The 3,424-nt window shown below is 68.8% G+C and carries 4 protein-coding genes; 2 read left to right on the forward strand and 2 right to left on the reverse strand.

Annotated features, from left to right (window positions below; all coding sequences use genetic code 11):
* The coding region (locus AC1DWT_RS50185) for a carbonic anhydrase (RefSeq protein ID WP_477926164.1) at positions 1-407 on the forward strand (407 nt) is incomplete at its 5' end.
* Positions 408-654: 247 nt separating this feature from the next.
* Here the strand turns inward: AC1DWT_RS50185 and AC1DWT_RS50190 are convergent.
* Positions 655-2,052, reverse strand: coding sequence for an NAD-dependent malic enzyme (locus tag AC1DWT_RS50190; protein ID WP_477926165.1), 1,398 nt, complete (start codon positions 2,050-2,052; stop codon positions 655-657).
* A gap of 284 nt (positions 2,053-2,336) precedes the next feature.
* Between AC1DWT_RS50190 and AC1DWT_RS50195 the strand changes: the two genes are divergently transcribed.
* The gene (locus tag AC1DWT_RS50195) at positions 2,337-2,675 is read left to right on the forward strand and encodes a hypothetical protein (RefSeq protein ID WP_206015696.1); all 339 of its coding nucleotides are present in this window, start codon (positions 2,337-2,339) and stop codon (positions 2,673-2,675) included.
* Positions 2,676-2,792: 117 nt separating this feature from the next.
* On the opposite strand, the gene AC1DWT_RS50200 is transcribed toward AC1DWT_RS50195, so the two are convergent.
* On the reverse strand, positions 2,793-3,095 hold the full coding sequence (locus AC1DWT_RS50200) for a DUF4193 domain-containing protein (protein ID WP_206015695.1): 303 nt from the start codon (positions 3,093-3,095) through the stop codon (positions 2,793-2,795).
* Positions 3,096-3,424 lie beyond the last annotated feature (329 nt).

Here is a 3,424-nt window from a genome sequence, read left to right on the forward strand (position 1 = left end):
CGGCCGGCCACGTCCTCGACGACGCCGTGCTCGGTGCCTTCGAATACGCGGTGCAGGCCCTCGTCGCGCCCTTGATCGTCGTGCTGGGTCATGCCGGTTGCGGCGCCGGGAAGTCCCCGCTCGACGCGCTGGACAAGGGCAAGGTTCCGGACGGCGTCATCCGCAGCATCGTCGAACGGGTGGCGCCGGCGATCATGTGGGGTCGCAGAGAGGGCCGCGCAACGGTCGACGAACTCGAAGGCCGCCACGTCGTGGAGACCGGGGCTCTGCTCATGCAGCGTTCGCGCATCATCGCCGATCGCGTCGGAAGTGGTGCCTGCGCTATTGCCGGCGTCACCTACAAGCTGTCCGACGGCCGGATGCACCTGCAGGGAGGGGTCGGAGACATCGGCGAGCTCCGCGACTGACGCGACACACCGAGCCCGCCGATCCACCGGTCCATCCGGAGACCTGACGCGGTGAACGGAACGCACGGGCAGATCGCGAACCGGCCGATCTCCGCGGCCCCCGAGGTCACCGCGGAGGAGACGCGGAAGGTCCTCGCCAGGCGGCGAGCATTGCGACTCGATCGATTCCCCAGGTGCCGACGCATCGGGACACCGCGTGCCCGCTGCGGTGATCGCCCGGGCGCACGCACGACGACGATCGAGTAGCTCACTTCTGCGGCTGTGGCCCCCGGTCGGCCACCTGACGCACCGCCGCCGCGACCGCCGGCGCGACACCCGCGTCGAACACGCTCGGCACGATGTACGTGGCATTGAGCTCGGACGGCGACACCCTGTCGGCGATCGCGCCGGCCGCGGCGATCAGCATCTCGTCGGTGATGTCGACCGCGTGCGCGTCGAGCAGACCGCGGAACACCCCCGGGAAGGCGAGGACGTTGTTGATCTGGTTCGGAAAGTCGGACCGGCCGGTGGCCACCACGGTGGCATGTTCACCGGCGGCGACCGGGTCGACCTCCGGGACCGGATTGGCGAGTGCGAACACGATCGAGTCGTCGGCCATCGCCGCGATGTCCTCGCCCGTGACAATGTTCGGCGCCGAGACCCCGATGAACACGTCCGCCCCCACCAGCGCATCCCGCAGTGATCCCGTCCGAGCCTCCGGATTGGTGTGCTCGGCGATCCAGGTACGAAAYTCGTCGGCGGTGTCRTCGGGTGACACGATCCCCCGCCGCCCGCAGCCGATGATGTTCGTGCCGCCCTGGGCGACGAGCARCCGGATGACGGCGTGCCCGGCGGCGCCGACACCCGAGACCACGATCCGMGCCCTAGCGAGCGWCTTGCCGACCACGCGCAGCGCGTTGGTCAGGGCGGCCAGGACCACGATCGCGGTGCCGTGCTGGTCGTCGTGGAACACCGGAATGTCGAGGCTTCCGCGCAGCCGCGCCTCGATCTCGAAACACCGTGGGGCGGAGATGTCTTCGAGGTTGATSCCRCCGTASACSGGCGCCAGGGCGCGGACGATCTCGACGATGGCRTCCGGGTCCTGGGTGTCCAGGCAYACCGGCCAGGCGTCSACACCGCCGAAYYGTTTGAACAGTGCCGCCTTACCCTCCATCACCGGGATCGACGCCGCGGCACCGATGTTGCCCAAACCCAGGACCGCGGACCCGTCGGTGACCACGGCGACGGTGTTGCGTTTGATCGTCAACCGGCGCACGTCCTCGGGATGTTCGGCGATCGCGGTACACACCCGGGCCACGCCGGGGGTGTAGGCGCGGGAGAGGTCGTCGCGGTGTGTSAGCGGAACCGTCGGGTTCACCTCGAGCTTGCCGCCCAGATGCAGCAGGAAGGTACGGTCGCTGACCTTCCCGACGGTCACCCCGGGCACCTCGGCGATGGCGGTCGCGATCTGGTCGGCGTGCGCGACGTCCGAGGCGTCGCAGGTGAGGTCGATGACCATGTGGTCGGGGTGGCTCTCGGCCACATCGAGCGCCGTCATGGCACCCTTCACCGACGCGATGGCCGCCGCCAACGTGGACGTGGTGCCGGCGCCGACCGGTGCGTGGACGCGGACGGTGATCGAATAGCCGGGGCTGGGACTGGGCATGGGAACTCCTGATCGAGTGACGAGCAGCAGGCGCCTACAGGGGGCGTGACCCGATCGGCCCGCACGGCTGGCGCTTCCGCCGCAACATCTTCAGTCTGCGCGGCCAACGCCGATCCGGACAAGAGGAGTTCGGCTGATTCCGCGCGCGAAACGCTGCCCCGCGTCGCCGGGCCGCGGAGCAGGATGGAAGACACCCGCGGCGACCAGCCACCAGGCGCGAACACAGAACACCGCCGCTGCGGCGCCCAACCGCGAGAGACAAACCGGAAAGAGCAGGAGCCGTCATGACGGCACACAAGAATCCACCGGTCGGGCCCACCACCGATCACGAACGAATCCGCTGTTGGATCCAGCACCATCACGGGGCGCCCGCAACGACCACCCGGCTCCCGGCCCGCCCCGCGTCGGCGACGACAACGCTGCTGGTCGACTTCGCCGGTCTGCGCCCGGGATCGGGTCTCGAGCACATTTCCTGGAAGCAATGGTTCGCCCTGTTCGACGCGCAGGCCCTCGCGTTCCGATTCCCCGGCACCGAGGACAGTCTCGCGTTCGAGCTGATACCACGCACCACCGGAAGACCGGCAGGGCGGCACCAGACCACACCCCGACCGGCACCGGAATGAGAGTCGAGAACAGATGACAGGGGAATCGGCACCAGGCCGATTTCGTCGAGTCGACCCCCTCCCCAGCAAAGAAGGTGGTTTCGAGCCGGCGCACACCCCTCTCCGCCCGGCCTCGGGTCAGCCGGCGCAGTCGCGGCAGATCATCTGCCCGCCGCTGGTGTCGACGAGCCGGCTGCGATGCTGGACCAGGAAACACCGGGTACAGGTGAATTCGTCGGCCCGCTTCGGGATCACCCGCACACTCAGTTCCTCCCCGGACAGATCCGCGCCGGGCAGCTCGAACGACTCGACGACGTCCGGTTCGTCGACGTCGACCACCCCGGAGCGGGGATCACCCCGCCGGGTCTGCAGTTCGTCGAGCGATTCGTCGTCCAGTTCCTCCGGACGGATTCGCCGGGGTGCGTCGTAGTCGGTGGCCATGACTTCTCCCTGAGTTCGGGTCGGCACCGGATTCCCACCCACCTTCGGGGTGCTGTATAGACAACGCCCGGGCGGGCCGTATCGTGCCCACCCGGTGCGTCATTCGCACTGTCGACCGCCCCGGCACCGTCGGCCTCCCCCGCTGCGATGCCGGGCACGGCAACGGCGCCTACCACCACAACGGCGGGTGACACCGCCACACGATCGGCGGCACCGAATACATCGAGTACGTCGGACACAGAGCACACGACCTGATCGGCGGGCCAGATCACCGATCCATCTCCGGTCAATCTTCGCCGCATCTCAACACGTACTGTGGTGCCGTGCAC

It is taken from the genome of Rhodococcus sp. P4_B6, from assembly GCF_056402215.1.

Bases quoted from the DNA above. Each gene is read 5' to 3' on its own strand.
- AC1DWT_RS50195 (WP_206015696.1), top strand. From the start codon at position 2,337: ATGACGGCACACAAGAATCCACCGGTCGGGCCCACCACCGATCACGAA.
- AC1DWT_RS50200 (WP_206015695.1), bottom strand. From the start codon at position 3,095: ATGGCCACCGACTACGACGCACCCCGGCGAATCCGTCCGGAGGAACTG.